Below are 25,310 nucleotides of genomic sequence, written 5' to 3'. Positions count from 1 at the left end.
TATCATCCTTAACCTGCTTGATGTTTTGACTGTCCTTTCAACGGTAGGGTCTTCTTTATGTATACTGGCATTGGGCGATATTTTCAGTTTCCGTATGCCATAGATCGTCATCACAGGACCTGATAGCGCATAAAGGTAAAAAATGAAACAGAGTATTAGTGCAGGCTCTAAAGATACAAAAACAAATATACCGACGAGGGATAAGATGACAAGGAAGTTAACTCGACTGCGCCAGTCGATATCTTTAAAGGATAAATATCTGAAGTTACTCACCATGAGTAAGCCCAACATAATGGTAATCAGAGCCACAAGCCAACTAATATTATGACCATCGATTGCATTTTGACTTCCCAGCCAAATACTTGCAGCGATCACTGCTGCCGCTGCGGGGCTAGCTAATCCTTGAAAATAACGTTTATCGGCAACCCCGACTTGCGTGTTAAAGCGAGCTAAACGCAGTGCTGCACCAGCACAATAGATAAAGGCCGCCAGCCAACCTAACTTTCCAAGTTCAGCCAACCCCCAATTATAGACGATCAAAGCGGGAGCTACACCGAATGACACCATGTCAGCCATGCTATCGTATTCGGCTCCGAATTGACTCTGGGTATTGGTCATTCTTGCTATGCGACCATCGAGCCCATCAAATAACATGGCGACAAACACAGCTATTGCAGCAGACTCATATAAGCCATTCATTGATGCGATAACCGCATAAAAGCCAGAAAACAACCCTGCCGTCGTAAACAGGTTTGGTAACAGGTAGATACCTCTATGCTTTACCGAATCTTTATCAAAGTTTTGCATATCATTCAAAGATAAGTATCTTGTATGAAAAATATACCATACTTTGACTATTCACACTTTATCCTTGGAATCTAAGTCTAACCAGTTATTCACTTAAGCTCATTATACGCTATGAACAAGTTCATCTTAGTTTTGATTGGAAATCATTATGCACCCAAGATTTTTAGTTCTCGTTCTACCTTTACTATTTATGACATCTGTTTCGGCCACAGTCATATATAAATGGGTAGATGAAAGTGAAGTGACTCACTACAGCCAGCTGATCCCAGAAAATGCCAACGATCAGTCTACATCCACAAAACTAAATAGTGAGGATATTGAGCCAAAAGCCATAGGAACTGTTACTCCGACGGCTCGTAGAGTTAAGCCAAGCCCAACAAGATGCAGCAGCTATTAATGAACATGATAAAGAACAAGCTAAAGAAATCTGTAAGAACGCGAAATACAATCTTGATATTTTGATGTCCCACACCAAGCTAAACAGTAAGGATCAACAAACAGGTGAAGTTGTAGCCGTGACAGAGGAGCAGCGTCAAGAAAAGATCAAGATGCAGAAACAGAGAATCAAGCTATTCTGTAAATAACTATCTGCATGCTAATTAGCACGATATATAAAGTAATCTTGCGAGTATTTAGCTAGAAAGACGGGGGGTTAGCTCCATAAAAAAATAGACTCGATTGAGTCTATTTTTTTTATGGGGGGTGTAGAATGTTTTCTTTAAGGTTTTGTGACCGTATACATGGAGCGGCTCATCCCATCTTGGCAGGCCTGAGTACCTAGATTCTAGCCGTCATCAAATGAGTCTAAACCATCTAATGTCATATATTTCAATGCAGCTAGTGATCCACCATCGGCTTTAACGAGCTTAAACGTAGAATAATTATGTTCCTCACTCGTTGCCTTGACTCTGAAGCGCTAAACTCTCGCTGAGTGACCACACCTTTATACCGATTGGTATTAGGCTAGAAGCGGCAAACATATGAAAAAATATCATTCCAAGTCAATTTTACTGCTCTATATCTAAGTCAATTCCATATTATTATATTTAAACAACTGACTATAGTGGATAAAAGTCAATCTATAGTCGTTGAGTCGAAAATAAAACACATGAGAGCCTAGCTGGCAGGTATACAAACCAGCCTGAGTCCCTATGTGAGCCATTATTGCAGGAAGATCAACTCGCCTCCCGAACACTCAAGTTTAATGGGTTTACCCGGCACTATACTACCACTTAAGATACGTTGAGCCAGTGGATTCTCTACTTCCTGCTGCAATGCCCTTTTCAACGGCCTTGCTCCATAGGCTGGGTCGAACCCAGCCTTAGCAATAAAGGCTAACGCATCTTTACTAATTATGAGCTCATAATCTTTTTCAGCAAGCCTCTGCTGTAACAATTTAATTTGAATATGGGCTATATATTCAATGTGCTTCTCATCCAAAGGATGAAAGACCACTGTCTCATCGATTCTATTTAAAAATTCGGGTCTAAAACTATGAACCACAACATTCATCACCTCGGCCTTCATCTCACTATATGACAGAGAGCCACATCGGTCTTGAATGATGTCAGAGCCTAGATTTGACGTCATGATGATAACCGTATTTCTAAAGTCGACAGTACGGCCTTGACCATCGGTCAACCTGCCATCGTCTAGTACCTGCAATAAAATGTTAAACACATCTGGATGGGCTTTTTCAACTTCGTCGAGGAGGATAACCGAATATGGCTTTCTTCTTATCGCTTCCGTGAGATAACCGCCCTCTTCATAACCCACATAACCAGGAGGTGCACCGAGTAAACGTGCAACCGAGTGCTTCTCCATAAACTCCGACATATCGATACGCACCATCGCCGCTTCAGTATCGAATAAAAACTTAGCCAGTGACTTACACAGCTCGGTCTTACCTACGCCCGTTGGCCCCAAAAACAAAAATGATCCAATAGGGCGTTCGGGATCGGCAAGGCCGGCTCTGCTGCGTCGTATCGCGTTTGACACCGCATCTACTGCTTCATTCTGGCCAATCACACTTTCGTGTAACGCCTTTTCCATTTGCAGCAGTTTCTCTTTCTCCCCTTCCAACATCTTAGCAACAGGGATCCCCGTTACCCTTGATAGCACCTCAGCAATCTCAACATCGGTTACCTTGTGCCTCAATAAGGTCATGTCTTGCATCTCAGCCTGCGCCGCTAGATCCAATTGCTTTTCTAGCGCCGGAATGCGGCCATATTGCAACTCAGACATACGAGTCAAATCACTGGCACGTCGTGCTACATCGAGATTCAGCCTCGCCTGCTCTAAATCCGCCTTTATATGTTGAGTACCTGCCAGTGCTGCTTTTTCTGTGTGCCATATTTCGTTAAGCTCTGCCGCTTTAGCATCGACATCTTGCAACTCTTTTCGCAGTGAATCTAAACGGCGAATACTCGCCTCATCAGTTTCTTTCGCGAGTGCTTGCTCCTCAATCTTAAGCTGAATGCTTCTGCGCTCTAACTTATCCAGCACTTCTGGTTTAGAGTCGATCTGAATTCTAATACTCGATGCCGCTTCATCGATAAGATCGATGGCTTTATCGGGTAGTTTACGGTCTGAGATATATCGATTTGACATGCTTGCCGCGGCGACAATTGCAGGGTCGGTGATCTCCACATGATGATGTAACTCGTAGCGATCCTTGAGCCCACGTAAGATGGCTATCGTGTCTTCTACGTTGGGCTCTTCAACCAACACCTTCTGAAAACGTCGCTCTAAAGCGCCATCTTTTTCTATGTATTTGCGGTACTCATCTAGAGTCGTAGCCCCGACACAATGAAGTTCTCCTCTTGCTAGGGCAGGTTTGAGCATATTTCCCGCATCCATGGCGCCATCACCTTTACCCGCACCGACCATGGTATGCAATTCATCGATGAAGAGGATGACTTGGCCCTCTTCTTGAGAGAGTTCATTGAGAACAGCTTTTAGACGTTCTTCGAATTCGCCACGATACTTAGCCCCAGCCACTAATGACCCCATATCTAATGAGAGCACGCGCTTATTTTTAATACCCTCAGGCACTTCGCCGTTAACAATTCTTTGCGCCAGTCCCTCGACAATCGCGGTTTTGCCCACGCCAGGTTCACCTATCAAAACTGGGTTGTTTTTAGTGCGACGCTGCAATACCTGAATCGTACGGCGGATCTCATCATCTCGACCGATCACTGGGTCTAGTTTGCCTTGCTCGGCACGCTCAGTCAGATCGATAGTAAACTTCTTAAGCGCTTGACGTTGATCTTCGGCATTCGGATCGTCGACGGCTTTCCCCGCTCTGATCTGTATAATGGTTTGCTCCATCAAGTCTTTAGTGGCACCTGCCTTCTTCAGACTCTGGGCGAGAGGGTCATGACCTTCCAACGCTGCCAGAATAAATAACTCACTGGAGATAAACTTATCTTTACGCTTCTGGGAGAGTTTGTCGCAAAAATTAAGCAGACGTATTAGTGCCTGTGATAACTGAATATCACCGCCAGTTCCCTCAACCTGAGGCAAACGCTCTAACTCTTGACTTATCATAGAACGCAATGAGCTAACCTGAATACCTGCCTGAGTAAGCAAGGGATGAATTGAACCATTATCTTGATTAAGAAGGGCCATCATCAGATGAATTGGTTCTATAAACTGATGATCGCGTCCCAATGCCAATGATTGAGCATTGGAAATTGCTGTTTGGAATTTATTGGTCATACGGTCGAGTCGCATACAGCCTCCAAAATAATAACTAACGACTAAGATTTACTTTATAGTTAAAAGATGGGGCTTTTTTTAGTTTTTTCAAGGTGTAAACTCTAAGATTGGGCACCCTATCGTTAATTAACCAGCTTAAGTCAGCCAGATGAATGACGCCGTGCGCCCTGTGATACCATCTCGGCGATAGGAGAAGTAATCGGCTTCATTTTTATAAGTACAAGCATGAGTCAGGTATACCTGACTCACCCCAGCCAACTGGAGTCGATATTTTGCCAGCCCCTGAAGATCGGCTAAATACTTTCCATCGGACTCAGTTGCATTAAAAAAGGCAGAAGTTTCAGGGTGTAATAACATAAACGCCTGCCTCACGTCCTCGCCAACTTCAAATGCCTCCGGGCCAATGGCTGGTCCCAAATAAGCAATAAGATCTGAATGCCCTACGGCAAACGTCTTCAACGCGGCCTCTATGATCCCGTCACACAGTCCACGCCAACCTGCGTGAATCGCGGCAACTTGCTTGCCTTGTCGATCACAAATAAGCACAGGCAGGCAATCAGCAGTCATTACGACACAGACTTGTTGCCTATGCCTAGTGTAGCTGGCGTCTGCACAGACTCGCCTCTGGTTATCGGCCTCGACAACTTTAGTGCTATGAACTTGGTCCAGCCAAGCTGGGGGAGAAGGTAATATCAAGCGTTCACTGATGAGCGCTCGATTTGCCAGCACATTTTCCAGTGCGTCACCCACGTGTAGTCCTAAATTCAGACTCCCATAGGGAGCTTTACTCACCCCACCATGGCGGGATGAGAAAGCAATATTGACGCCTTGTGGAATATGCCAGCTTGTGGTCACCTACAAAGCTTATAAGATTGAAGACGGATTGTCTTCAGTATCTTTTCTTAACGCTTTGGTTAAGATCACCATATCCTCAGGAACCGGAGCCTGCCAGCTCATGATTTCACAGGTATATGGGTGAGCGAGTTCGAGCCTGATCGCATGTAGCGCCTGACGCTTAAAGCCCATAAAAATTTCGAAAAACTCAGGGGTCACAGCTTTAGGTGGCCTTGGACGTCCACCGTAAACAGGGTCACCCACTAAGGTATGGCCAAGATGAGCCATATGCACACGGATCTGGTGAGTCCTTCCAGATTCCAAACGCAATCTTAAACGCGTATGGGCTCTGAACTTCTCTGCGACACGAAAGTGAGTCATCGCAGGCTTGCCCGAAAGCACCACAGCCATATGGGTACGTTTAGTCGGATGACGATCGATAGGTTCATCGACTGTGCCACCAGAAATAAGTGATCCCATCACTATAGCTTCATATTCTCGAGTGATCTCGCGAGCCTGCAACGCCGAGACAAGGTGTGTCTGTGCCTCGACTGTCTTAGCTACAACCATGAGCCCAGTTGTATCCTTATCCAAACGATGCACAATACCGGCACGAGGGACTAGCTCGATACCTGGACAATGATGAAGTAGCGCATTCAGAAGTGTGCCATCACTGTTGCCAGCACCGGGGTGAACCACAAGGCCAGCCTGCTTGTTGATGACTAAGATATGATCATCTTCATAAACAATATTTAAATCGATGGCTTGGGCTTTAGCTGTCGTTTCTTCAACTAAGGTCGCGCCAACTTCAATTTCCTGGCCTTCGAGCACTTTCTCTCTCGGCTTATTTGAAACATTGCCATCAATAGTCACTGAACCATCTAAGATCCACTCTTTGATGCGCGTACGTGAGTAATCAGGGAACAACTCAGCCAAAGTTTGATCTAATCTTTGACCGGTTTGTGTTGCTGTTATCTCGCTTTTTAGATTAATCTCTTGTGTCATAGGAACCGTACCCGCTTTTCGGGGTCCAAAAAATGTGAGCGATCTGTTATAATCGAATTATTTCTATTTTATAACGAAATGGAAAAAATCTTAACTACAACTTTAAAAGAATCGAAATTAAGTATGCATAAATTTGCTAAAGGTGCTGTATTAGCCCTATTTTCAATAGCCATTACGGCTTGTAGTAGTAGCCCGGATGAAGAACTTAAGGCCAACAAGAGATCACCTGATGTACTGTACTCCCAAGCGAGAACCTCTATGGAGCTTGGTAATTTCAGTAAAGCAGTTCGTTCTCTTGAAGCATTAGACTCACGCTACCCATTTGGGCCACATAAGACCCAAGTACAATTAGATCTCATTTACGCCTATTATAAACTAGATGACCCTGCTTCGGGAATCGCAAATATAGATCGTTTTATCAGACTCAATCCCACACATAAAGATATAGATTATGTCTATTATATGCGTGGACTGGTTAATATGCAGTCTGATAGCTATATGTTCCACGATATGCTCAATATAGATAGAACCGATCGAGACCCAAAAGTTGCTCAAGATGCATTTAAAGATTTCGATCGCCTGATCAAATCTTACCCAAACAGTAAATATGCTTACGATGCAGCGCAACGCATGCAATTTCTTAAAAATAGACTGGCTAAATACTCAATTAATGTTGCCGAGTATTATATGAAAATGAACGCCTGGAGTGCTGCGGCTATCAGAGCCCAATCTGTGATGGAAACCTATCCAGGCACCCCATCAACAGAACACGCATTAGAGATCATGGCCGATGCTTACGGTGAACTCGGGCAAGAAAAGCTAAAAGAGAACACGCTAACAGTGATGAAAGCGAATTACCTGGGCAATAAGAAACTGACCGATAAATAGCTTCGAAGGCGTCAGTAAGCTTCAGATATCTGAGTATTAAGGCTCCCACTTACAAGCTAAGTCGGGAGTTTTTTGTATCTGGCACAAGGGTATTTCAAGGAGGAAAGGATAACCCCAATAAGAGTCATAGCCTAGCCAAGCTGTAGCCCATTAACAATTACCACCGTGATATAGCGCAAAATACAGCCAAACAATCCATTAAAACCAATAAAATAGCGAAAGTAGTTGACTCAAATCTTCAAAAGCATTCTAATGACGCCCGTTGCCCGAATAGCTCAGTCGGTAGAGCAGAGGATTGAAAATCCTCGTGTCCCTGGTTCGATTCCGGGTTCGGGCACCATATTTAATTTAGGCGCTCATGGCGACTAAAACAAAAAACCTCGCCTAGCGAGGTTTTTTTGTATCTATAACTTACAGTTTCTACACTTAGGTTTCTGGGGCAAAAGTCCTCAATCTCCTACCAGCCATACTCAAGTACAGCGATAACATTAGGCTACCGCTTCAAGACACTAAATCTTAAACAGACTCACCGCTTGTTGCAGTGATTCCGCCCGCGACTTAACTTCATCAGAAGCTCGGGCATTCTCATCGGCTGCTGTCGCCGAATCTTGGGCAATATCCCTGATGATCACCACATTTTTATTCACTTCAGCAGCAACCATACTCTGTTCCTCAATTGCGGCGGCAATCTGAGTACTCATATCCATGATATTAGTGACATCTAAGTTTATCTGTTGCAATAGAGTTCCAGCAGAGGCTGCCTGTTCGGCACTCTCTCCACCTTGCTTCTGAGTCGCTTCCATCAACTGCACAATTGAGCGTGTTCTGGTCTGTAGTGTCTGAATGATACTGGCAATCTCCTCTGTAGACTCCTGAGTCCTCATGGCTAGATTTCTCACCTCGTCCGCTACCACGGCGAATCCACGTCCTTGTTCCCCGGCTCTGGCAGCCTCGATGGCGGCATTAAGTGCCAACAAGTTAGTCTGCTCGGCAATTCCTCTGATAACATCGAGCACGCTTCCTATGGTCTGACTGTCTTTCTCCAGATCTGAAACCACCTGAGCAGAACTATTTAACTTTTCGGCTAATGACTGAATTTTCTCGATGGTTTTCTCTACACCCAATTGTCCCTTCTGAGCATTATCATAGGTATTACTGGCCCTATCGGCGGCTAGTTCGGTATTTTTAGCTATCTCATCGATCGTCGCCCCCATCTCTGTGATAGCCGTTGCCACCATGTCTGTCTCATTGAGTTGCTGGCTGACTCCTTCGGATGCCTTCGCCGCATTCATAGACAATTTTCCGCAAGAATGATTCATGACCTGCACCGACTCATTCACCTCTTCAATCAAGCGCTGGAAACTCGCAACCATACTATTGAAGTGTTTAGCAATCTGACCTAACTCATCTTCCACCGTAGCATCACAGCGTATCGTCAAATCCTTATTCTTCTCTATGTTCGAAATAGCCTTGGTGATCCTATCAACCGGATTCATGATGCTGCGAATAATAAACAAGGTAAAAGCACATAAGATGATGGCAATCAGGATAAATATGGTGATACCTAGCGTGAATGATGATTCTTCGGCGTCATGAATAGCCGCTAGAGCCTGCTCTTCTAGGGTATTAGAATCAGCCTCGGCAGTTGCTATAGCATCACGCAGCGCCGCCATTTGTCCATCATCCTTGGTTAAGCCCAAGGATTGCTCTTTACTGACTAAGGTCGTGAAGTCTTTCTGATAACTGGACATGAGAGAGGAGATCTATTTTTTGGCACTAGAGTCTAATGAAGATACTAATAAAAGCTGTTGAAACTTATTAATATTACTGTCAAATTTCTCAATATAGCTCATTTCACGACGCAGCATAAAATCTTTTTCATTACGTCTGAGCTGTAACATCACCACCATCAAGTTTGGTTGATCATACCTTTTTACTAATGCTTCAACATCATGGACTGCCAGGCGTAAAGCGCCATATAAGCCAGTTTTAGGTGTTAGGCCAATCTCCTGCTGTAGCTGTACCACAGTTTCGAAAGACTGCTTATAGTGCTGAATACTTTTATCGAAATTATCTAAGGCATTGGTAGGAATATCATACATCACAAATTGCTGCCTAAGGGTATGCATCACAGCGTTAATATCACTCGAGTTCGCCTTATGCTTCTCTAAATACCCCACCTCTAAGCGAGCAAAAAAATCCTTTTCATCCTTCCTCAAACGAAGTACCTGATTTTCTAACTCGATGACACTGTGAGCAGCAACAGAGAGATCGGCCTGAATTGAACTGGAATAACGCTGTAAACCAAACATAGCCACCAATGAAAGGATTGAAACGGCGGCACTTAGTAACAATTTATGACGAATGAGCATATTGGGGTTCCCTAAAAAATCACTCTCTTAAAAATAGTCGTAAATCTATATAAAGGTAAATAGAAATTACAATAGACTCTTTATCTCCGCCCCACCTAGATATACAATATCCAAAAGAAACGCGAAGGAGCGAGTATGCAGGTAATCGACGCTGACACAGTTCATCAAACATTAAACTTTCCAACACTTATTTCAGAGCTTAGAGAGGCCTTCTCCAAACCTGCAGGCATGCCCCAACGACAGGTATTCAGCCTGGATGAGGGCTCATCCCATAGCGATGCATTCGCGGTTCTGCCCTCATGGAACGACAAGACCATAGCAATTAAGGCTTTCACCTACTTTCCTGACAACCCAGCTAAGAGTAGTGAACTGGAAAGCCTGTATTCCAAGATCATGATATTCGATCGAAAAACTGGGGTTCCCCAGGCGCTAGTGGACGGAACCAGTGTCACCTACTGGCGCACAGCCGCCATTTCTGCTTTAGGCGCAGACTTCTTAGCAAGAAGAGATGCCAGTAAACTGCTGGTTTTTGGAACTGGACGTCTCGCCTCATTTATGGCCCTCGCCCATGCGAGTATCCGCCCTATCAGTGAAATATCTATCTGGGGCAGAGATCCAAACAAGGCACAAAGCATAGTCGAAGCCGTCAGTTTGGCCAGACCCGATATTAAGGTAACCGTCTGTGATGATGTCGAAAAGTCTGTAAAAGCGGCCGATATCATCAGCTGTGCAACAGGCTCACCCACGCCACTATTTAACGGTGACTGGGTGCAAGCTGGCACTCATACCGATTTCGTGGGTAATCATAATCATGATAAGCGCGAGTGCGACACTGGGCTCATCTTGAAGTCATCGGTATATGTAGATTCAAAAATTAATGTTTTTGCGGAAGCCGGTGAACTGCTTATCCCGGTCGCTGAAGGTGTTTATAGTATTGATTCTGTCGTGGGTGAGCTCGCACAACTCTGTAAAAATCAGGTGTCAGGTAGAAAAAACGAGCAAGAAATCACACTATTTAAGACCGTTGGCACAGCACTGGCCGATCTGGTCGGTGCTCAACTGGTCTATTCCCAGTTGCAGGCGGATCACTAGCTTATACAGCAAGTACCATGTCATTGATGCAGGGAAGGCTCTCTTCTCTCTTCTCTCTTCTCTGACTCTTTATCTTTCTCAAGTCTCATCGGCTGCTATTGATCTTGCTCAATGACTATTTGTTTCAAGTTAAACCGAGTACGTCTGTCTTCACTAAAACCGCTAAGTGTTATACCTTTGTATAAATTTTTAATGCCAATTCAAATCTTTTTCTGACTTGTCTTTGGACACAACACAGACAGATTGAACTACTAAAGCAGGGACAGACGCTCCCTGTATCACTGAATTCACCAGGAGAGATCATATGATCAAGGCAAGATTCACTCACTACTTACTCATGCCCTTATTGCTTATGAGTAATTTAGCGCTGGCCGCACAGAGTATCGATAAGCAGATTAAAGTAACCGATGACCTCAGACTCAATGTCAAAGTGTTAAGAGGCGAAGTAAAAATCAGAAGTTGGGATAAGCAAGAGATCCGTATCCAAGGCACCTTAGATGAGCTCAGCGAAGGGTTTGTTGTCGAACAGCAAGGTAATTTCGTCACATTAGAAGATAAGATGCCACGGCAATTTAGTGGCAAAAATAACAGTGGCTCATCATTAATTATCACAGTGCCAAAAAACCTAAGCTTATACGCCGAGGGAATTTCATCTAGCTATAACTTATCCAACCTAGTGGGCGATATCAGCATTAACACCGTCAGTGGTGATATCAAGGCCGTCAAGCTCATCGATAAGGTACTGATCCACACCATTTCCGGCGATATCGTCTCCGATGGATTAAAGGGAAACATCAAACTAGATACAGTGTCTGGTGCAATTAAAGATCAAAATAGTGCTGGTGAAATCAGTTATAAATCTGTCAGTGGAAAAATTAACGCCAACTCTAGGGCGACTAAGGTGTCGATCGAGCAAGTGTCCGGTGACGGAAAAGTCATGCTACAGAAAGTCGACAAGCTTCAGGTTCGCAGTGTGAGTGGTAATATTGTGCTGTCTTTGTCGGCACTGGAATCTGTCGCTAACTTAGAGAGTGTCAGCGGAGACATTAAACTCGAGTTACCTCTACTCATCAATGCCAGATTTAGCCTCAATGGTGGTCCTGGAGGCAAGATTTACAACCGGTATAGCGATGATAAACCGACCAAAGAAAAGTATTCACCCACTTCATATCTCAAATTCCAAACGGGCAGTCCAACATCCGATATCAAGATCAATACCATAAGCGGAGACATAGAGTTGACTATAAGAATGTAGTCAGTTAATTCCCTTAAAGCAGCTAAGTAAAAGGCCTTCATCGAAGGCCTTTTACTCTCTGTAACACTTATCACAATAGGCTAATACCAGCTGACAAATGTCACTTAATTAATCCCAAAAAAAGGACTAGACCGAGGCAACTTCTTCATCGGTCAGGTAACGCCACTCGCCGGGTGCCAAGTCATCATCTAACACTATCTTACCGACGCTTTCTCTATGCAGACCAACCACTTTATTGCCTACGGCGGCAAACATACGCTTCACCTGATGATACTTACCTTCAGTGATGGTTAAACGTGCTGTATGAGTATCGATAATCTCAAGCACAGCAGGCTTAGTCAGTCCATCTTCATTTCTCAGCTCAACACCTTGAGCGAATGTCTCGACTAATGAGGCATCAAGTTCATCGGTTAATTTAACCAGATAACACTTGCTGCAATCTTTCTTTGGCGAGGTGATCTTATGAGACCATTGACCATCGGTTGTGATAAGCACTAGCCCTGTGGTATCGATATCTAATCTGCCGGCAATATGCAGAGTATCTGCTTTCTCGATATCGAGCAGGTCGATGACCGTTGGGTGCACAATATCGAATGTGGCACAGATGGTATCCGCGGGTTTATTCAGCATCAAAAACCTTGGACCAACAACAGAGATAACTTTCCCATCTAAACAGATAGTCTGTCCAACTTTTACTTTAAAACCTGAATTTTTAACCACTTCACCATCACAAGTCACATCACCACGGTGTAACGCCTTCTTTGCAAATGAGCGAGTGAGCTCAGTCGATTCACAGATAAATTTGTCTAAACGCACAATAGATCTCAGCTTTAAGTACAGAATTGGCGACATTATGAGGCCCAAGCTCACAAAGGGCAAAGTTTTGCTTGGCATCCATGTCGACTTTACACTAACTTGTCTGAGTCAGAATGAGCAGGAACACTTATGAACCAAAAACTTAGCAACTATCAAAGAATGATTTCCGGCCAGGAATATAACTACTTAGATGCAGAGATCATGAAGCTGAGAAAGCAGCAGCAGGTGCTCAATCGACAGGCCAACCTCTCATTCGATTATCAGCATGATGCCAACCTGCTACCGCACAAGTCACCCGATGCCAATATAGTCCTACCGTTTTACATCGGCTACGGTCTACACATTCACCTTGCAAGTAAGGTATACATCAATAGCAATGTCACCCTACAAGACAATGCTCCAATCCATATCGGAGAGCACACTATGGTTGGACCCAACGTCCAATTTTATACCGCCAACCACCCACTAGAAGCCGAGAAGCGCAGCCAAGGTTATGAGATCGCCAAAGCCATATCCATAGGCAAGCACGTCTGGATTGGCGGTGGTGCAATCATCCTTCCCGGCATTACTGTCGGGGATGAAGCCGTTATCGGTGCCGGCTCGGTCGTCACCAAAGATGTTCGGGCCAAGACCCTAGTAGCAGGGAATCCTGCAAGAATAATCAAGCAGTTATAGCCTGACACCGCCAAATTTTATGGCCGAAGAAAGCATTATTTACATAACTAAATGAGTAGAAATACACATAAGATTCCCTCAACACTTGTCTACAGCTAGGTCATAGCATTAACATATGTAGCATAATGTAAGAATTGCATATACTTACATATAAAAATCAGTGCCATATCATTTTAAGCTGTGACATTGGACATAACAACAATGACCCAAAGATGGGCAACCAACAGATAAAGGAAGCAGAATGAAGAAAGTACTCGTTGGAGGCCTATGTGCCTCACTGATTGTAGGCCTGGCGGCATGCAATAATAAGCAAGCAGAAGTTAAAGCCCCTGAAATCAGTAAGACAGCAACGGCCGTAGAGAAAGCTTTAACATCAGGAATCGACTTCGCTAACTTCGATAAGTCCATTCGTCCTCAAGATGACTTCTACGGTTACGTTAACGGTACTTGGCTCAAAAACACCAAAATTCCCAGTGATAGAACCAGCACAGGTGCTTTTTATGATCTTCGTGAAAAGTCTCGTGACGATATTAAAGCCATCATCGAAGAAGTTGCCGCAACGCCTAATCTTGTGGCCGGAAGCGATGAGCAAAAAGTTGCCGACCTATATCGCTCATTTATGGACACGGACACGATAAACCAACTAGGCACAACACCAATTCAAGCCGAGCTGGATAAAATTGACGGCCTTAAGACTAAGTCAGATCTCGTTAGCTACTTCGCCCACAGTCAGATCATAGGTGGCGGTACACCACTGGCTTTCTATATCGATGTCGATGCCAAAGACTCGAGCCGTTACGCCACACATATCTGGCAATATGGTCTCAGCCTGCCAGAAAAAGATTACTACTTCAACGATGGCGAACGTTTCATCAATATTCGTAAAGCCTTCGTCGAGCACATAGAAAAGATGTTCACCATTGCAGGCTTTAAAGCTCCTAGAGCCAGTGCAGAGCAAGTGTTAGCACTAGAAACCGCCATAGCTAACAGACACTGGGACGTTGTCGAGACCCGTGACAGCACTAAGACCTATAACCTTTACCAGGTTAAAGACTTAACTAAACTCGCCCCCGATATCGATTGGACTGCTTACCTCACCACTTTAGGCGTCCAAGATCAGCAAGATATCATCATCAATCAGCCAAGCTTCATCGAAGGTTTCAATGATGTCCTTAAAGCCAATGAGCTGTCGACCTGGCAAACCTACATGAAGTGGCAATTACTGACTCATTTCGCCGGAGAAATGACAGGTAAGCTGGATCATGAAAACTTCGAGTTCTTCTCTAAGACACTGAATGGCCAGGCAGAGCAACAGCCTCGCTGGAAGCGTGGCGTGAGCACAGTCAACAATATATTAGGTGAAGTTGTAGGTAAAGTTTACGTTAAGCGTCACTTTGCTCCAGCAGCGAAAGAGCGCATGCTAGTTCTGGTTGAGAATCTACGTGGCGCCTATGGCACCAGTATCGACGACTTAGAATGGATGAGTGCCGCTACTAAGGTTGCAGCCAAGGACAAACTGGCTAAATTCAATCCTAAGATTGGTTACCCGGACAGATGGGAAGACTATTCTAAGCTGACTATCGAGGCCGACGATCTTATCGGTAACAACATTCGCGCCAATGAACTCAGTCACGACAAAGAGCTTGAGAAACTTGCCGGTCCTATCCGCAAGTGGGAATGGCACATGACGCCACAGACGGTGAATGCCTACTACAACCCGACCATGAACGAGATTGTATTCCCTGCTGCTATCCTGCAACCGCCTTTCTTCAACATGCAAGCCGATGATGCAGTTAACTATGGTGGCATAGGTGCGGTTATCGGCCACGAGATGGGCCATGGGTTCGATGACCAAGGCGCCAAATTTGACGGCGAAGGCAACATGCGTGACTGGTGGACAGAACAAGATCTCTCAGAGTTCGCCACTCGCGGTAAAGCACTCGTCACCCAATATAATGGCTACGCCGTGTTTGACGACCTTAATGTGAACGGTGAGCTTACTCTAGGTGAAAACATCGGCGATCTTTCCGGCGTGACTATCGCCTACAAGGCGTACAAGAAGTCACTCAAGGGTAAAGAGGCACCTGTTATCGATGGCCTAACGGGTGATGAGCGTTTCTTCATCGGTTTCACTCAGATCTGGCGTGCTAAGATCAAAGAAGAGTCGATGCGTAACCGCGTCGCCACAGATCCACATTCACCGGCTAAGTTCCGTTCACAGGGCGCCTTGTCTAACATGCCTCAGTTCTACACCACTTTCGACGTAAAAGAAGGCGATGCCATGTATATAGCGCCAGAAAAACGTGTAAAGATCTGGTAACAGCCTAAAATAATTTATCCATTTAAAAGAGTGCCTTAGGCGCTCTTTTTTTATGGTTTTTGAAAAGTGTATCAAACATGAATGGAAATTAATTCTTCGTTCAGCCTAGATTAAGCTGACTAGGCATAAATTGAATGCATCGTTTAGTTTACTTCGTGTTTTTTTCAAAAAATGAGGCTAATTTGATGTTGATAAATAGTATGAATCGCTTGTTCCGCACCTTCTTTATTTTCCTACTCCTGTTGTCCACCCGGACAGGATTTGCTGCCACAAACGAATTTCAGTCCAATATTAAAGAGAAGAGTGATAGCTATGCAGTCAGGCAAGCCATCAGTAAAGATCTCTCAGGACTCACATCGATATCAAGCCTCGAATACCACCCGGCCAGACAAACCAGTACAGATCTCGACGCCCTCTACTCTCAGGCGCAAACGGCTCAGGATGAATTGGCGCAAATTTTAATGCAGATCTCAACGGGTACTCAGATTGAAACACAAGTTCCAGGAATTAAGAGCTATTCCAGAGCCAGCGACAAGGTCAGTAGTAAACTTAATGGTGATGCGAGTCTACTCACCGACCTTGCCCGAGCCAGCATAGTAACTAACAATATCCATGACTTGGTCGCTGCCTATGAGGCCTTAACCGGTCAGACTCAAGTCATCAAGGTCAAGAACCGCTTCGCCTCACCTAAAGACTCAGGATACCGGGATCTCAATGTGCTCATCAGACTACCTAAATCGCAGATGATAGCCGAAGTTCAACTGCACTTAAGTGAGATAGCTAACATCAAAAATGGTGCCGAACATCAGGTTTATGAACGAGTACAAGCCATAGAAACGACAGCCATGAGTGAAGGCCGGGAGTTAAACGATATTGAGCAGGCTCAGATAACACGCCTTCGCCAAGTGTCCCACAAGCAATATCACAAAGCTTGGCTACAATATAAACGCATAGATGCAGCAAACTTAATCAGCGCATCGGTCGCCTAAATCACGGCGTAAACGTAGAAGAACTATGTTCCCACGCCTTGCGAACAACATATATGTTGTGGATATCATTTATGCACGACGATATGGATATAGGAGGTACGAGACCAAGAATGGACGAAGGTAGAATAATGCGGGAGCTATTATCGAGAGTAACCCATGGAGCAGTTACCGAGGATCAATTAATGTTCTGGCCTCGGCAGCGCTAAATTCTCGCTCAGTGACCACAGCTTTATCTCGATTGGTATAACAATGCCCACTCAGACAAGATATACTTGAGCCCATAAACTTATAATCAGCGAAGAGACAATGCACGAGATCATAGAGCAACTTCAGGAATTGAGTGAAACCGTTCCAACCCCTTTAGAACTGGCTACATTTGAACAAATTGTAGTGGTCGAAGAGGAGATTTTAATGCCTCTTCCTGCCGAGCTAAAGGAGTATCTACTCTATGCCAGTGATGTTATCTACGGCAGCCTGGAGCCGGTAACCGCCAGCGACCCATATTCCCACACCTACCTTGCCGAAGTGACCGCCTATGCCTGGTCAATCGGCATGTCACGTGAATACGTCGCCATATGTCAGCAGGGCAATAGCTTCTATTGTATCGATCAGGAAGGTCAGGTCATGCTCTGGAGCGAAGATGAGCTCGAAAGTGAAACTTGGGATTCATTTTGGCAATGGGCCGAACATGTCTGGTTGCAGAGTTAAGTCTCAGTACCTAGGTTCTAAGTCCTAAGTTATAAGTCAGTATATTTATCTATCCGAGCACGAGTATTTCGAGCACTAATACTGTGAACAAGGCTTGGTATAGACACTCAATATTTATGGAAAGATAATGTCAAACAATGCTGGCTTGAATGCCATCGAAATTAAGTTTTTACGTCTGTCTCTGGGTCTGACACAGGCTCAGGTAGGCGAACTCAGCAAAGCCAGTGAAGCCGACGTCATCGCCTGGGAAGCGGGTGAAAAGCCCGTATCGAGACTGGCACAGAAGAAACTGTCAGAGATCGATGAGATCATCGAGATGCAGGTGCTCAACACCTGTGATGGCATCGAAGAACTATTCAAGCAAGAGCCTAAGCGTCGCCTTAGTTTTGTCGTCTATCCGACTCAAGCCATCTACGCTCAGTATAACTCTGAGTTCTTAGGCTCACTGCCACTGACCGAACTTTATAGCACATCAGCTTGGCGCATCAAGAAAGAGTGTAAGCTAGTGCTTGAAGTGGACGTGACTCTGGTGGCACTCGACGTCGAAGCCTACAAGGCTTACCGCGAGAAAGAAGACTTAAAAGAGAGCCGTGAGATCCGAGCGAAATGGGCGGCGACACAGATATAGTTGCAAGGTTCGAGGTTCGAGGTTCGAGGTTCGAGGTTCGAAAAGCGTAAATGAAAAAAGCATCTAAATCGATGCTTTTCTCTTTTTAAGCGCTCTCTATTCAAGAGATGGTTCAAACATACGCTTCATAAGCATTTTTAGCTAAATGTTACTCTGCACCAGCCATCTCTTTCTCCAGTGCCTTAACCATGGCTGGTCGCTTAGAGACTCTGTCACGGTAGGCCGCTAATTTAGGCGGAATGGTCTGTTCGAATCGCGTCGCCCACACTAAAGTATGTGCCAGTAAGATATCGGCGGCGCTGAACTCATCACCTAGCAAGAAATCAGACTCGGGAAGCCAATTCTCGGCAATGGCTGCCGCCTTATCGAACTCCCACTTAGCCACAGGCAACATGCTCTCTTGCCTCAGCTCCTCGGGCAGCGCGAATTTATGCTTGCCTATGGTCCACAACGGCTGCTCAAGTTCAGTGATGATAAAACTCACCCACTGATGATGCAAAGCAGAGGCATCGCTGCCAGGTTGTGGTAACAGCTTTCTGTCACCATATTTCTCGGCTAGGTGCAACACGATAGCCGCGGACTCGGTCACCACGAGTTCATCATCGACTAATGCGGGAACCTTGCCGCAAGGGTTCACAGCAAGAAAATCAGGGCTGCGGCTATCGCCTTTGGCAAAGTTAATATAGTGATACTGCCAATCCAAACCCAGCTCTTCTAAGGTCCATGACACGCGTAGTGAACGACTTCGGGGTACTCCATATAACTTGATCATTCTCACTCCCATTGATGACGACTAATAAAAAAGGCTACACCTTAAATGTAGCCCTAACAATATACCCAAGTTCAGTTAACTTGAAAGATTAAAACTTCATCGTCAGCTTGGTATAAATATATCGACCCAAGGGATTATGCACCGCCATCGCATAACCATAAAGGTCGGCATCACCATCACCGATGGCGAATGGTAGCCCCTCGTCAAATACGTTATTCACGCCGACACTAAACTTGAACATCTCGCTGAAGCGATAAGAGCCCGACATATCCACCAGAAGTTGAGATTCGACGGTACGTGTCTTATTGAAATCATCAAACTCACCGATATAGCTCAGGTTAACATTGGCGGCAAAATCATCCTTCATCCAGTTTGTTGTCGCCAACCAACGGTTCTCCGGATACTCATAGCCACCGGTATAATCGACGGACTCGACACCATTATCTTTCTCAAAGTTATGTAAATAACTCCACTCTAAGCCAAACTTAATGTCGCCATAACTATCCAGCTCCAACCTATAATGGGCTGAAACATCCATACCCTGCACTTCTTGAGAGCCTAAGTTAACGAAGCTTGAGTGAATAACATCGATTGGCCCCAAGTTCTGAGCAGGCTGAGCAGCCGAGCGTTCACAAATACTGCTATTTTGGTCGTCACAATTTGCGTCATAAATGTCACTCAGCAGTAACTTGTCTATCTTGTTATCCTGGACGATGCTAAAAATATCAACACCCAGATCGAATTGCTGACTAGGAGCCCAGATCATACCCACGTTCCAGCTTTCTGACTCTTCTGCTTCCAAGTCAGGGTTACCTGCAAATACCGTGTTATAGTCCAGTAATTCACAATCCACACCATCTGCAGCACAGCGATATTTATCGATAAAAAAGTTACTCTCCTCTGACGGACCTAAACCTATCTGAGCTAAAGAAGGCGCCCTAAAACCTGTTGACCAAGAGGCTCGAGCGGTAAGATCTTCTGTCATTCCCCATTGGAACGCGACCTTAGGGTTAATAGTCGAGCCAAAATCACTGTAATTATCGTAACGACCCGCTAGCTGTAATTCGAAGCTATCGGTTAAGGGGATAGAAAACTCCACATAAGCCGCATACTGATCCCGAGCCCCCTGAGCCGAAACGGCTTCGGTACCGAAAATCAGCCCCCTGCGGAACTGCTCATCGGGTACATCGCTGACATCTTCTTCTCGATATTCAGCGCCCGCGGCCATCATGATGTCTCGACCGCCAAGGGTAAATGCCTGACCGGTAATACTGGCATCATATGAAGTGATATTAGATTCACCTTGGCGCACTAAGCTCGTGGTGATGCGGTCTATGACATCTTGAGGGTTATAGGTGCCACCGAAAGGGTTATAGTTGCCTGCATCGATCTCAGCTTGCAGATAATCGGTTCTGACCCAGCCCTGAGATCGATCACCCGTCTGGGTGGATTTACTGCGCCCTCTCTGGGCGGATACTTCCCAGTCCCAGTCATTGATCATGCCGCGAAGCCCGACCACTAAACGCATAGAGTCAGATTCGATATCCCAGCGACGAGCCCCTGCATCGACGGTACGATAACGACCGATCTCGATATCTTGACCCCAAGGGTTATTAGGATAAGTGCCTGGTACTGTAAGACCCGCATCTTCATCGAGAGGAGTGGGTGCACCTCCCGCTTCAGAAGTGTTGTGCTGCACCGCAAACTCAAGGAAAGCAGACAATTCGTCATTAAAGTCATAATCGAACTGTCCGATAGCGCCTACGCGCTCAGATTTAGGAATAGTGAGGTTGTATGGGCCATAATCAAACAGACAGCTACCGCTTGCAGTTGCCGAATCAGCAGGACAATCAGGATCGATAGTCTTAACACCATCGACATAGAAATACCCAGGAAAACCACGGGATGAGCGATAATCTTCACCGCCATAAGGACTCTGGTTCGCCGTTCCGAAGCGCCCCATTTCACTGGCGGCCAGTGTATCGTTCTTAAAATAATCTAGGATAATCGACGCACTGCCCTTTTCAGACTTTATCCCCCAGACTAAGCTGGCAGTCTGCTCGCCATAGTCAGTACCTGTGGCATCCCCGAAGCCCAGATTGATCTCCAAACCCTCAATGTCTTTCCTCAGCACGATATTGACCACACCAGCGATAGCGTCAGATCCATAGATAGCAGACGCGCCATCTTTGAGAATATCGATACGCTCAATTGCTGATATAGGGATGTTATTGATATCGACGAACGAATTGGTTATGCCCTCGGCAAAAGCCGAGGCGGCAACGCGGCGCCCGTTAATCAAGACAAGAGTGGCATCTGGACCGAGTCCACGCAGACTGATAGACGCACCACCATTTGCCGTAGAATCTTGGCTGTTACCACGCGTTGAAAAGGCACCAGCACCGTTAGCAGGCATACGCTCGAGTAATTGCTGCAGGTTATCGAACCCCATATTAGCAATGTCTTCCCTACTGATCGATTGAATAGGCGATGGCCCTTCGATATCGGTACGTTTGATACGTGATCCTGTCACTTCTATACGTTCGACGGTTTCAGCTGCCGCATATAGGTCATTAGCGAACAAGGAGGTGATAGCCAGCGCGCACAGGCTAGGTGTTATTACTTGCTTCATTGTTATCATCCTTTGATATTATTATTTTTCAATCACTTGACTACAACAAACTTCAATCAGACTACTGATTACTCGTGCAAGTACTAACCTAATGCCTAAATTAGAGAAGTCAAATAAATCAGAGCTTTAGACATAAAGAGTTACAAATTCTCTCTAAATGGCCTAGAGGAGCAGAGATGACTAATGGCCTAAATAGCATTTCCCAGATAAATTAAGCTTTAGCGAATAAACTGTCAGCCTTCTGCCTAATAAACTTCTGTTAATCTTCATATCAGGCGTGTCATATTCTACAGCCACTAAAAGATAAAAATAACAATTAACCAGTGATGGAGCCGGTACTGAAAATGAATGCTATGGATAAACCACAAGATGACCCGCAAACTGACACCAGTGTAAATAGCTCACCAAACACCGGAAATCCATTATCTAAAGCCAGATTCCTGCTTAGCGCATTAGGGCCTGGATTATTGATGGCGGCCGCAGCTATCGGTGCCTCTCATCTCGTCGCCTCGACTCGTGCCGGCGCAGAGTTTGGCTGGCAGTTGGCCTGGGTTATCTTAGCGGTTAACCTGCTTAAATATCCTTTCTTCGCCGCCGGAGCTCGCTATACGGCATCCACAGGAGAAAGTTTACTTCACGGTTACCTTAAACAGGGCAGAGGCTATCTCTTGCTGTTCACTGGTCTCAACACCATAGCCGCGGTGGCCAGCACAGCGGGGGTCGCCATGCTAACAGCCGCTATGCTGACCCTGTTCATCCCCCTCTCCATCGATCTACTGGCGCTGATTGTCTTACTCTCTAGCCTGGCCCTGCTTATCTTCGGCCACTATTCCCTGCTCGATAAACTCACTAAGGTGATCATGCTCTGCCTCACCATCTCCACTCTCATTGCCGTGGCATTGGCCTTCAATGCTCCGCCGGTCATGAGTCCAGATTTCATCTCTCAATCACCTTGGCAATGGAGTTATATCGGCTTTCTCGTCGCCATGATGGGCTGGATGCCCGCCCCCATAGAAGTCAGTGCATGGAACTCCCTCTGGCTGTTAGAGAAGAAGAAAACGACCCATGTAACCAAAGAGCAAGCCATCTTCGACTTTAATTTCGGTTACCTGACAACAGCAATTCTTGCCATCGTCTTCCTCGCTCTGGGCTCCCTGGTTATGCATGGCAGCGGCGAGCAGTTTTCCGCATCTGGGGCTAAATTTGCCAGCCAACTCATCGATCTATATAGCCAAGTATTAGGCAGCGAATCACGCTATCTGATCGGCACCGTAGCGCTATTGTGTATCTTCAGCACCACAGTGACCGTCATCGACGGTTACAGCCGCACCCTGAATATGGGCTGGCGCTTACTCACTCAAACCCAAGACACTGAAACAGGCTTAACCAGAGTCATGCTAGGCATCAGTGCCATTGGCTTAGGCATCGTGTGGTTTTTTAAAGGAGCCCTGCTGCCTCTATTGGAATTTGTGATGATCTTAGCTTTTATGACCACAGTCATTTTTGCTTGGCTAAACTATAAGTCAATGACCCGCTCGTCTCTGGCAGAATCAGATCGCTACGGCTGGAAGATGAAGTCTCTGCCTATGTTAGGCATGACCTAGTTGGTCGGTTTTTTACTCGTGTTTATCTTCTGATTGGTGACAAAATAAGTGAGTATAAAATGCAGTTAAGGACAAGGATGCACCGACAAAACACCCTCCTATTAACTTGCTTAGTGTTAAGTGCACTAACACTGAGTCACTCAAGTTATGCCGATTTCCCATCGCTTAAAAATGTGAAAGTACAGTCAGATAGCTCGGATAGACAAACTCGCAGCGAGCCTGTGGCCGCACCACAAGAAATAGAAGTAACCATAAAACAGGCTATCGACACCTCTCTGCAGCCGTTCAGTGGCAGTGTCCTACTCTTAAAAAACAACCAGCCACTGCTTACAATAAATAAGGGCAGAGGGATCAGCAAAAATACCAGCTTCGTCATCGCCTCTCTATCTAAACAGATAACCGCGACGCTTATTTTGCAGGCCGTGGATGCTGGCAAGCTAGATCTGAATCACTCCCTCAATAGCTATCTCATCGATAACAGGACATTAGACGAAGACGAAGACGAGATGCTTGAGGCTGATGCTGATGCTGATTATCATACAGGCTCAGAGTCTGAGCGAGATGAGGATTTCGATGCGAAATTTGCAACAGCTCCCGAGCCCGAAACAGTCCTCGAAGCAGAAGCAATCCTTGCCCCCCCAATAGCCCTCGATGCTGACAGCGAACTCAAACAGACAGAAAAGAATGACTTAGCGCTCTTGTCACAAAAAATCGGCTCATCACAAGCAGTCAGCTCGTCCGCTATCATTTACGGCATAGATATCGAGTCGGCACAAAACAAACCCAGCATCCCCCCTAATAGATACAATGAAAGCATCACCTTGCATCACCTGCTGAGCCACACATCGGGAGTCAGTAAATTAGGCAAACCGAATCGATTCGAGGCTGGTAGCCAATTTCAATATTCCAACTTGGGTTACTCCCTTTTAGGCGAGATCCTCGAACGAGTAAACCAGCAAACCTTGGCTCAACAGATAGCCGATTTTAAGCTAGCTTACAGACTCGGGGGCCTCTACGCCGAAGTCGGCACCATAGATAACATACGTCAACGCGCCCCCTCTCTCGCCATCGGGCTCAATGAAGCTGGAGGAATATTAGCTCCCTCCGGACTCGAAGTAACCAAATCTGTGCTCCCTGCCAGTGGAGTCATAGCCACAGCTAAGGCCTTTGCTACATTTCAGCGAAAATTACACTCGGGCAGACTCATCAGCCCACAGAGTTACCAGTTAATGACAAGCTCACATACCGACATAGAATTCTTATGGCCGAATATGAGTTACGGTTATGGCCTTAGGATCAGCCGAGAAGATGGCATCATAGAATATAGCCATACCGGCTACCTGCCAGGGTATATGTCGATGACACTCCATTACCCCGAGTTTAATCTGGATCTGGTGATGTTGGAAAATATCTCATTAAACCTCAATGATCTCGACCGGGTATTTGAACTGCATAACCAGATACGATCGAGTATCAGAGAGTCGCTTATCTATAGTAAAAGCTTGGAAAATAGCAGGCTCATGGACACAAAAAATAAAATAGACAGTACAAATAAATCCCAGGCTAACAAAGAAACTCAGATATAATCGTACCCACAAGATCCCGCAGCCGCGGAATCAACGAGAAAAAGATAAAGACTAATGATTAACAATGATATTTTACGCCGTCTACGCTTCGTGTTCGATTACCAAAATGCCAAGATGATCAAAATCTTCGCCAAGGTAAATCACGAAGTGTCACAAGAGCTTCTTCTTAACATGCTAAAGAAAGAGGAAGAGGAAGGTTACCAGCCTTGTAACGACAAGACCATGTGTCAGTTCCTTGATGGCCTTATCATAGAGAAGCGTGGCCTGAGAGAAGGCGCCGAGATCCCTGAGCCGGTATCGCAGATCAACAACAACCTTACCTTCAAGAAGCTAAGAGTTGCCCTGGAGATGCGTGAAGATGACATCATCAGCACATTAGCTCTGGCCGATTTCAACATGTCTAAATCAGAACTCGGTGCCCTGTTTAGAAAACCGGGTCATAAGCACTTTAAAGAGTGCGGCGATCAGGTTTTACGTAACTTTCTCGCGGGCCTGTCTGTCAAGCATCGTGGTAAATAACGCAACCTAATTTCTATCAAGAAGTGATTATCTAAAGCACGGCTCAGGCTGTGCTTTTTTGTTTTAAACAAAACAAAATAAAATGTAA

19 protein-coding genes, 1 tRNA gene and 1 pseudogene are annotated in these 25,310 nt (G+C 45.4%); 13 read left to right on the top strand and 8 right to left on the bottom strand.

The features are described 5' to 3' along the window. A partial coding sequence (pssA, locus tag KT99_RS08085) for a CDP-diacylglycerol--serine O-phosphatidyltransferase (RefSeq protein WP_005498815.1) occupies positions 1-807 on the bottom strand: 807 nt, incomplete at its 3' end. Positions 808-955: 148 nt separating this feature from the next. On the opposite strand from pssA, the gene KT99_RS22790 reads away from it, so the two are divergent. Then, entirely contained in the window at positions 956-1,204 is a 249-nt protein-coding gene (locus KT99_RS22790) for a DUF4124 domain-containing protein (protein WP_332370242.1), read from the top strand. Positions 1,205-1,968: 764 nt separating this feature from the next. Here KT99_RS22790 and clpB read toward each other — a convergent pair. From clpB to rluD, 3 genes are all read right to left on the bottom strand, one after another. Further along, a complete protein-coding gene (gene clpB / locus KT99_RS08075) occupies positions 1,969-4,542 on the bottom strand; it encodes an ATP-dependent chaperone ClpB (protein ID WP_005498812.1) in 2,574 nt (857 codons plus the stop codon). Between the two features lie 120 nt (positions 4,543-4,662). Continuing rightward, positions 4,663-5,382 carry a peptidoglycan editing factor PgeF gene (pgeF, locus tag KT99_RS08070; protein WP_005498810.1) on the bottom strand — a complete coding sequence of 240 codons (720 nt, stop codon included), beginning with the start codon at positions 5,380-5,382 and terminating at the stop codon, positions 4,663-4,665. 9 nt (positions 5,383-5,391) lie between these two features. After that, complete coding sequence (rluD, locus tag KT99_RS08065) at positions 5,392-6,366, bottom strand: 23S rRNA pseudouridine(1911/1915/1917) synthase RluD (RefSeq protein ID WP_005498808.1); 975 nt, start codon at positions 6,364-6,366, stop codon at positions 5,392-5,394. Positions 6,367-6,489: 123 nt separating this feature from the next. Here rluD and KT99_RS08060 point away from each other — a divergent pair, with 123 nt between their 5' ends. Together KT99_RS08060 and KT99_RS08055 are read left to right on the top strand one after the other, a co-directional pair. Next, complete coding sequence (locus KT99_RS08060) at positions 6,490-7,254, top strand: outer membrane protein assembly factor BamD (RefSeq protein WP_040571734.1); 765 nt, start codon at positions 6,490-6,492, stop codon at positions 7,252-7,254. Positions 7,255-7,518: 264 nt separating this feature from the next. Continuing rightward, positions 7,519-7,594: transfer RNA gene (locus KT99_RS08055), tRNA-Phe, on the top strand. 169 nt (positions 7,595-7,763) lie between these two features. Here KT99_RS08055 and KT99_RS08050 read toward each other — a convergent pair. After that, positions 7,764-9,626: pseudogene (locus KT99_RS08050) on the bottom strand (methyl-accepting chemotaxis protein). Between the two features lie 135 nt (positions 9,627-9,761). On the opposite strand from KT99_RS08050, the gene KT99_RS08045 reads away from it, so the two are divergent. Further along, positions 9,762-10,718 carry an ornithine cyclodeaminase family protein gene (locus tag KT99_RS08045; RefSeq protein ID WP_005498800.1) on the top strand — a complete coding sequence of 319 codons (957 nt, stop codon included), beginning with the start codon at positions 9,762-9,764 and terminating at the stop codon, positions 10,716-10,718. A gap of 304 nt (positions 10,719-11,022) precedes the next feature. Further along, the gene (locus KT99_RS08040) at positions 11,023-11,973 is read left to right on the top strand and encodes a DUF4097 family beta strand repeat-containing protein (protein WP_005498799.1); all 951 of its coding nucleotides are present in this window, start codon (positions 11,023-11,025) and stop codon (positions 11,971-11,973) included. A gap of 126 nt (positions 11,974-12,099) precedes the next feature. Here KT99_RS08040 and rsuA read toward each other — a convergent pair whose 3' ends face one another. Then, complete coding sequence (gene rsuA / locus KT99_RS08035) at positions 12,100-12,825, bottom strand: 16S rRNA pseudouridine(516) synthase RsuA (protein ID WP_005498798.1); 726 nt, start codon at positions 12,823-12,825, stop codon at positions 12,100-12,102. A 93-nt stretch (positions 12,826-12,918) separates the two neighbouring features. On the opposite strand from rsuA, the gene KT99_RS08030 reads away from it, so the two are divergent. From KT99_RS08030 to KT99_RS08010, 5 genes are all read left to right on the top strand, one after another. Further along, the gene (locus KT99_RS08030; protein WP_005498797.1) at positions 12,919-13,464 is read left to right on the top strand and encodes a sugar O-acetyltransferase; all 546 of its coding nucleotides are present in this window, start codon (positions 12,919-12,921) and stop codon (positions 13,462-13,464) included. A gap of 241 nt (positions 13,465-13,705) precedes the next feature. Further along, positions 13,706-15,784 (top strand): M13 family metallopeptidase, encoded by a 2,079-nt coding sequence (locus KT99_RS08025; RefSeq protein ID WP_005498796.1) that lies wholly within the window; start codon positions 13,706-13,708, stop codon positions 15,782-15,784. A gap of 200 nt (positions 15,785-15,984) precedes the next feature. Further along, complete coding sequence (locus tag KT99_RS08020; protein WP_040571748.1) at positions 15,985-16,773, top strand: RelA/SpoT domain-containing protein; 789 nt, start codon at positions 15,985-15,987, stop codon at positions 16,771-16,773. A gap of 306 nt (positions 16,774-17,079) precedes the next feature. Continuing rightward, the gene (locus KT99_RS08015; protein WP_005498794.1) at positions 17,080-17,481 is read left to right on the top strand and encodes an SMI1/KNR4 family protein; all 402 of its coding nucleotides are present in this window, start codon (positions 17,080-17,082) and stop codon (positions 17,479-17,481) included. A gap of 127 nt (positions 17,482-17,608) precedes the next feature. Continuing rightward, the gene (locus KT99_RS08010; protein WP_005498793.1) at positions 17,609-18,109 is read left to right on the top strand and encodes a DUF4447 family protein; all 501 of its coding nucleotides are present in this window, start codon (positions 17,609-17,611) and stop codon (positions 18,107-18,109) included. A gap of 148 nt (positions 18,110-18,257) precedes the next feature. On the opposite strand, the gene KT99_RS08005 is transcribed toward KT99_RS08010, so the two are convergent. Further along, positions 18,258-18,881: a glutathione S-transferase family protein gene (locus KT99_RS08005; protein WP_005498792.1), complete on the bottom strand. Its 624-nt coding sequence runs from the start codon at positions 18,879-18,881 to the stop codon at positions 18,258-18,260. A gap of 88 nt (positions 18,882-18,969) precedes the next feature. Beyond that, positions 18,970-21,513 carry a TonB-dependent receptor gene (locus KT99_RS08000; protein WP_005498790.1) on the bottom strand — a complete coding sequence of 848 codons (2,544 nt, stop codon included), beginning with the start codon at positions 21,511-21,513 and terminating at the stop codon, positions 18,970-18,972. Between the two features lie 353 nt (positions 21,514-21,866). Between KT99_RS08000 and KT99_RS07995 the strand changes: the two genes are divergently transcribed. From KT99_RS07995 to KT99_RS07985, 3 genes are all read left to right on the top strand, one after another. Further along, entirely contained in the window at positions 21,867-23,117 is a 1,251-nt protein-coding gene (locus KT99_RS07995; RefSeq protein ID WP_040571747.1) for an Nramp family divalent metal transporter, read from the top strand. Positions 23,118-23,230: 113 nt separating this feature from the next. Next, positions 23,231-24,703, top strand: coding sequence for a serine hydrolase domain-containing protein (locus KT99_RS07990; RefSeq protein ID WP_005498783.1), 1,473 nt, complete (start codon positions 23,231-23,233; stop codon positions 24,701-24,703). A gap of 54 nt (positions 24,704-24,757) precedes the next feature. Continuing rightward, a complete protein-coding gene (locus KT99_RS07985) occupies positions 24,758-25,222 on the top strand; it encodes a DUF1456 family protein (protein WP_005498781.1) in 465 nt (154 codons plus the stop codon). The last annotated feature ends 88 nt before the right edge of the window (positions 25,223-25,310 follow it).

Origin of the sequence: Shewanella benthica KT99 (assembly GCF_000172075.1) — a bacterium.
GTDB lineage: Bacteria > Pseudomonadota > Gammaproteobacteria > Enterobacterales > Shewanellaceae > Shewanella > Shewanella benthica_A.
This window is presented reverse-complemented; position numbering and strand designations above follow the sequence as displayed.